The sequence below is a fragment of the Microbulbifer pacificus genome (genome assembly GCF_002959965.1).
Taxonomy (GTDB): Bacteria; Pseudomonadota; Gammaproteobacteria; order Pseudomonadales; family Cellvibrionaceae; genus Microbulbifer; species Microbulbifer pacificus_A.
The window spans coordinates 1-6,678 of record NZ_PREV01000001.1 but is presented as its reverse complement, the minus strand read 5'-3'; the positions used below and the strand labels follow the sequence as shown (position 1 = coordinate 6,678).

The 6,678-nt window shown below is 50.6% G+C and carries 8 protein-coding genes; 4 read left to right on the top strand and 4 right to left on the bottom strand.

Features of this window, described 5'->3' with window-relative positions; genetic code table 11:
• Positions 1-174: 174 nt before the first annotated feature.
• Positions 175-1,158, top strand: a complete 984-nt coding sequence (locus C3938_RS00035; RefSeq protein ID WP_105101276.1) for a DNA cytosine methyltransferase — start codon at positions 175-177, stop codon at positions 1,156-1,158.
• Complete coding sequence (locus tag C3938_RS00030; protein WP_105101275.1) at positions 1,159-2,310, top strand: restriction endonuclease; 1,152 nt, start codon at positions 1,159-1,161, stop codon at positions 2,308-2,310.
• On the opposite strand, the gene C3938_RS00025 is transcribed toward C3938_RS00030, so the two are convergent.
• From C3938_RS00025 to C3938_RS00015, 4 genes are all read right to left on the bottom strand, one after another.
• Positions 2,300-2,719 carry a very short patch repair endonuclease gene (locus tag C3938_RS00025; protein ID WP_105101274.1) on the bottom strand — a complete coding sequence of 140 codons (420 nt, stop codon included), beginning with the start codon at positions 2,717-2,719 and terminating at the stop codon, positions 2,300-2,302. The two genes, C3938_RS00030 and C3938_RS00025, sit on opposite strands and share 11 nt — an antisense overlap.
• Before the next feature lie 67 nt (positions 2,720-2,786).
• Entirely contained in the window at positions 2,787-3,320 is a 534-nt protein-coding gene (locus C3938_RS17625) for a hypothetical protein (protein ID WP_158681467.1), read from the bottom strand.
• 192 nt (positions 3,321-3,512) lie between these two features.
• On the bottom strand, positions 3,513-3,785 hold the full coding sequence (locus C3938_RS00020; protein ID WP_105101273.1) for an MBL fold metallo-hydrolase: 273 nt from the start codon (positions 3,783-3,785) through the stop codon (positions 3,513-3,515).
• A 184-nt stretch (positions 3,786-3,969) separates the two neighbouring features.
• Entirely contained in the window at positions 3,970-4,890 is a 921-nt protein-coding gene (locus C3938_RS00015; protein ID WP_105101272.1) for a LysR family transcriptional regulator, read from the bottom strand.
• 139 nt (positions 4,891-5,029) lie between these two features.
• Here C3938_RS00015 and C3938_RS00010 point away from each other — a divergent pair, with 139 nt between their 5' ends.
• Both C3938_RS00010 and C3938_RS00005 read left to right on the top strand, forming a co-directional pair.
• Positions 5,030-5,962 carry an alpha/beta hydrolase gene (locus tag C3938_RS00010; RefSeq protein WP_233998547.1) on the top strand — a complete coding sequence of 311 codons (933 nt, stop codon included), beginning with the start codon at positions 5,030-5,032 and terminating at the stop codon, positions 5,960-5,962.
• Between the two features lie 70 nt (positions 5,963-6,032).
• A partial coding sequence (locus C3938_RS00005; RefSeq protein WP_105101271.1) for an alpha/beta hydrolase occupies positions 6,033-6,678 on the top strand: 646 nt, incomplete at its 3' end.

Here is a 6,678-nt window from a genome sequence, read left to right as displayed (position 1 = left end):
ACGTGAGTTCCAGAAATGTGGAATAGACCCTGCCGGCGCCCAATTTGATGCAAATTCAGTCAAAAGCTGCACGAATATCCGGCAGAGCCCCGATCAACGGCAAAAGCCTTACCCGGGGATGATTTGGCCTGGTAAGATACTGCGAATTCTTTCAGACTCGCTCTAGTATAAAATATGATCAGCTTTGTAGATCTCTTCTGTGGTGGAGGCTTTGGGGCCCGTGGAGCCGTGAACGCGGATGCCCGGCCATTGCTGGCCGTCGATGCGTGGGATTTGGCCACCAAAACCTATAAAAGCAATTTTCCATCCGCAGAGGTTATCTGCTCGCCGATAGAAAGATTAAAGCCTTCACAGCTGGCCAAGAAGTACCGGCCAGATGTCTTATTGACATCTCCCGAATGCACTTCTCACTCCATAGCCCGCGGAGCAAAGCCAGGCAGTGAGAAAAGCAAAGAAACAGCTATTGGAATAATTCCCTGGATAAAGGCCATGCAACCAAGATGGCTTATTGTTGAAAATGTAAACCGGATGAAGAAATGGGGACGGCACAATGAGCTTATCTCCACTATCGAATCATACGGATATACCGTTAATGACCTGTATCTGAATGCTGCTGACTTTGGCACTCCACAGGCCAGGAAGCGGATGTTTTTGATTTGCGATAAGGAAGGCTCAGTCATCACTGAGGAAGATCTTAAATCGCTTCACAAGAGAGGCTTGAAAAACGCAAGGTCAGTTATTGACTGGTCTGGAAAGTACAAAAGCACCCCTCTTTACAAACCCGGGCGCGCCCAGGCCACTATTGAGCGCGCTGAAAGGGCTATGGAGGCTCTCGGTCACGGCAAAGACTTTATTATCGTGTATTACGGTTCCGATTATGCAGGGGGATGGCAATCTCTGGATGCTCCACTTCGCACGATAACCACATTGGACCGTTTTGGGCTGGTAACCTGGGATGGCACTACTCCGTACATAAGAATGCTACAGCCACCAGAACTGCTGAAGGCCATGGGGGCAGGATCCAAACATACTCTTCCGCACGGTAACAGAAGAGAAAAAGTTAAATTGTGTGGGAATGGTGTTTGCTCACCGGTGATGGAAATGATTTTTAAACAGATTTCCCAGATTCATCTGGGCGAAATAGATCTGGCATCCTAAGTGAATCTTTCGAAGACTGACTTGATTGTTGACCGTGTTTACGGTGGATCCCGGGAAGGAAATGCTTCGGATGATCCACTTCCCAAACTTTTGGGGGTAGACAGCGGGGCCGGCTTCCGACATCTGGGCAAGCGGCCGGAAATAGAAACGCTCAAGCTGCTCGCGCTCAAATCAAACTTCAATGATCCAGACTGGCCCGATCACCTGGACACTGAAAGCGGATTGTTCACTTATTTTGGAGACAACAAATCCGTCCGCGAGATTCATGACACTCCGAGAAAGGGCAATTTAATTCTCAGAAACCTGTTCGATGCCCGACATACCTCAACTTCCTTTGATCACTTTCCCGTAATACTGCTGTTCGGCGGAACAGGGCAGTATCGCGATGTACGATTTCTTGGCTTGGCTGTTCCTGGTGCCCAGGATCTTGGTCCGGATGAAGATTTGGTAGCGATATGGCGGGCCAAGGGTTCCGCTAACCAGCGCTTCCAGAATTATAAATCTATCTTTACAGTCTTGAATGTTCCCGTTGTATCACGCAAGTGGATTGATGACATCAAGGAAGGCCTTACCGTAAATTCCCCACATGCGCCGAAAACCTGGCTTGACTGGGTAAAATCCCGAAAATTTACCCCTCTTTATGCACCCCATAGCCTGGAAATCCGCAGTAAAGAGCAGCAGCTCCCCGCAAAGACCGAGGATCTGAAAATACTGGAATCAATTTACAGGAAGTTCAAGGAAAACCCCGTACGTTTTGAGTACTGCGCTGTTGCAATTGCCAAGCTTATGATGCCAGCCATTGGTTCCTGCGAGATCACGCGTCCCTGGCGAGATGGAGGGAGAGATGCCATAGGAAGCTACAAGATCGGCAGCGGACCCAGTGCCATCGAGGTGGACTTCGCACTGGAAGCAAAATGCTACAAGCCCGGATCTGGTGTTGGTGTTAAGGAGCTTTCCCGCCTGCTCTCCAGGCTGCGGCACCGCCAATTCGGGGTTCTGGTGACGACATCGTACTTGGCTCCCCAGGCGTACACTGAACTGAAAGATGACAATCATCCCGTAATCATTATTTCAGGGGCAGATATTGTAAAAATTCTCAAGGAAAAAATCGGATCATATCTAGCCATAACCAAGTGGCTCTCTAACTTTTAATCTGTCGCGACTCTAGAGTTCTAACAACTACTTCTACGCAATCGTCCAGCGAATCCTTTATTTCATGCTCCCAGAACCTGATAACTTTCCAACCCTGACATTCAAGTAGAGCGTTATTCTTCTTGTCTCTTTCGACATTTTTTGAAATTTTTTCCTCCCAGAATTTGGCTCGTGTTTTAGGCGGAGTGTAGTGCTTTGGACACTTATGCCAAAAGCAGCCATCAACAAAAATAGCCACTTTAGAAGTTGGGTATATAATATCTGGTCTACCTGGCAATTTATTTTTTATTCTATACCTTAAACCCAAAATCCATAGTGCCTTACGGAGACTCAACTCTGGCTCAGTATTGGCCCCCTTTATTTGTGACATGCAGTATGCTCGCTGCTCGGCAGACAAAACATCTGTCATTCTGACACTCCCAATCAAGCAGTCCCAAGATTCCTAAGCCACCGTTATTTACTCAACATTTTTTATTCTATCCCTCACTCTCTAAGACAAGGCATTTCCTTTTAGGAAAATTTTTAACATATTCTCCTTGCTTTTCGAAAGGAGATAATACGTCTGTATCTGCACCCTTTAATTTGATACTTATCGACCCAGAGCAGCTATGCTTCCTTGATCCGCCTTTACTAGGCAATAATTCCGATAAATGCTGATCACTTAGTGATTCCTCTCCAACACAGCAAGCTTCCGATAGCTGCGTACACGCTACTCCAGCAGTACATACTGACGCTTTGATACCATTTAAAACTTCAACTCTGGGATTTGAATGACGATTCCTACCATTTGAAAAAAGTACAATTTCCGGTTCAACAAGATCACAAAGTTCTTTCGCGAAATTCACTGCATCTCCAGCATGAGGAAGGCCCCCATGATGCGGAAAGACTAGTATCTTTGATTTTATACAGCTTCCTTCTGATTTTATAAAATCCAGAGAGCTGGAACTCATATCTCCAGGAATCAACGCGATACTATCGCCATCTTGCATTAACTTAAGAACGACTGACATTTCGTTAGCGTCTAAATTTTTTCCTAAAATGCTCTCGGTTCCCGGCCAGGTTACGCAATCAACCGGGCATGGTGACAAGACAGAAAGCTCAAAATCCTGGTAAACAAAATTATCTAAATCAGCATTAATAGAAACTTGGATTCTAGTTCCCTTGGCTTGCCTTGCATATTTTAGAGCACTTCTAAAATCATCTCATATTTTAGTTTTTTTAGCGCTGTCACTATTAACATATACCTTAGAAACTTCAATCTCATCGTCCATCAAAAGCGCCACTACACCAGCGACATGATCTGCATCAGCATTTGAGATGATAATACTATCGATCTTTTCTATTTGCAGAGACTCCAACGCGCCCTGGACTGTACTGCCAGGCGCAGCACCTACAATAACGACATTGTTCGCAGAGTGAATAATTGTGCTATTCCCATGGCAGACATCAAGTATTGTAAATTCAACCGAGGCCATCTGAATCCTCTAGCGAAATTCGCCGCGCATTTCATCGCAGGCAAATCTATTGAACATGTGAGCGTTCAGGTAAGACCAGAGGGAAGACTGAGACGACGTGAGTTGAGCTGCCACCTCTAATATTGGGGTAGTGCAAACACGGGTACATCTAGCGCGTACTGTTCTCATCTAATTACGCCGCTACCTACGCCCATTCCTCGCGCTGCTCGACCAAAAAATCAATCAACGCTCGTATCTTTGTCGGCATCTGCGCTCGCGAAGGCACATACAAAAAGAACCCCGGAAAAGGCTGGCACCAGCTCTGCAACACCCTCACCAGCGAGCCATCATCAAGATACTGCTGTACGCACAGATCCAGGTGCTTTATCACACCCACACCATTAAGCGCAGCGCGCAGCATACTTTCGTCATCATTGAATACCCCGTTGCCCTTCGGCTCGAATACCAGGGTGCGCCTGTCAGCATCCGGCGATGTGAAGGACCAGCGGTCGATGATGCCACTGGAGGTAAACCGAAAGGCGAGGCAGTTGTGCTGCAGCAGGTCATCGGGTGTTTCCGGCGTGCCGTGCTTGGCGAAATATTCCGGGGAGCCGACGATCGCCATCGACATCGGCGGTGTCACCGGTACAGCCACCATATGTTCAGCCAGACTTTCCCCCAGGCGAATGCCGACGTCCATGCCACTGGAAATGATATTGGAAAGGCCATCATCCATAACCAATTCCAACTTTAATTTCGGGTAGCGCGCCAGGAAGGTTTCCATCTTTGGCTCCAGCAATACCCTGGCTGCCACTCTCGATGTATTGATCCGTATTACCCCGGACGGCTCTGCCTGCGATTCCCCCACCCCAGAGACTGCCCGGTCAACCGATTCAATGGCCGGGGCAAGAACATCAAACAGGCGCTGCCCATCTTCGGTCAGCGACATGCTGCGCGTACTGCGATTCAGCAGCCGCACATTCAGCTGCTGTTCCAGCGATTTCAGGTGCTGCGACAGGGCTGCGCGGGATACCTCCCCCTCCTCTGCCGCCTTGGTAATGCTGCTGTGACGCGCGATACGCACAAACCACACTAGAGATGGATACAGCGAGGGATCGATGGCCATATTGTTAACCTGTACTTAACACTGATTTAAGTTTTAGCACGTTTTTCAAAATAAGGCCCGCGATTAGTATTTCCCCTGTCAGAGCACAACGGCTCAGAAAAACACTGAAACCGAAGCTACCAACATGAAGGGAACTGTCATGAAAAGCACCAGCATGAAAAGCATCAGCATCAAGAACCTCAACGGCCAGGGCGTCACCATCGCCGCCAACGTGTACTTCCCTGCCGACTTTGATGAAAGCCAGCAGTACGCCGCAGTCGTGGTATCCCACCCCGGTGGTGGTGTGAAGGAGCAGACCGCAGGCCTCTATGCCGAGCGACTGGCAGGCAGCGGCCTGGTCACGGTTGCTTACGACGCCTCTTACCAGGGAGCGAGCACCGGTACCCCGCGTCAGCTGGAGAACCCCTACATCCGCACCGAGGATGTCAGCGCGGTGATCGACTACCTGACCACGCTGCCATACGTCGACAACAACCGCATCGGCGCCATGGGTGTCTGTGCTGGCGGCGGCTACTCCGCCAATGCCGCGATCACCGACCGCCGTATCAAATCCCTCGCCACCGTCAGTGCCGTGAACATCGGCCAGATGTTCCGCAACGGCTGGGAGAACAACGTCAAGGATGTCGACGCACTGCCGTATGTCGTGGCGGGCTCCGACGCGCGCACCAGCGATGCCAACAGCGATGAACTGGGCACCCTGCCCCTCGCCCCAATGAAGGAGGAGGATGCGCCCAACGAAGAGCTGCGCCAGGCCTGGGAGTACTACCACACCGATCGCTGCCAGCACCCGAATGCGCCCGGTTTTATGACCGCTCGCAGCCTGAACCAGATCATCACCTATGACGCCTACAACCTGGCGGAGGCCTTCCTGACGCAACCGGTACTCACCGTTGCCGGAGACCAGGCGGGAAGCAAGTGGATGAGTGATGACCTGATCGCCCGCGCCGCCAGCAGCGACAAGACCATGCATGTCGTGAAAGGTGCGAACCACATGTCGCTGTACGACGTACCCGAGTATGTGGACGAAGCGGTATCGGTACTGACCCCGTTCTTCGCGCGCACGCTGAAGTAACTGAGTTCTATACGCGTAATGCTGGGGCACATTCTGTGTGTGCCCCGATTTAAAATTCGAGGTGATGTAAATGAGTAACGTAAGCATCCAGCACGTGAGCTATCAGAACCTGGGTTGGCAGTCTGCCGCTGACCTCTACCTGCCGCCGGGTTTTGATGACACCAAAAAATATCCGGCCATCGTCAGCACGCATCCGATCGGAAGCTGCAAGGAACAAACCTCCGGCAATATCTATGCGAAGGCACTGGCAGAAGCCGGATTTGTCACCCTCGCGTTTGATGCAAGCTTTCAGGGCGAAAGTGGTGGTTCCCCGAGATTTATCGAAGACCCGTCGATTCGCACATCCGACATCCGCTTTGCTATCGATTACTTGGTAACACTGCCCTATGTGGACCAGGACCGTATCGGGGCCATCGGTGTATGTGGTGGTGGCGGATACACCATTCACGCGGCGATTACCGATCACCGCATCAAGGCACTGGTCTCCATTACCGGCGTGAACTTCGGGCGTCTGATTCGGGAAGGGTTTAGTGAATTCGACCCCGTTTCTGCCCTGCAGGCCATGGGCAAACAGCGCACCGCCGAAGCACAGGGTGCAGAACGCCACGTGATTGACTATCTGCCACCTTCGGTGGAAGAAGGCCGGGCCAATGGCATCACCGACAGGGATGTGCTGGAAGCGACGGATTACTACAAGACCGCGCGCGGTCAAACGC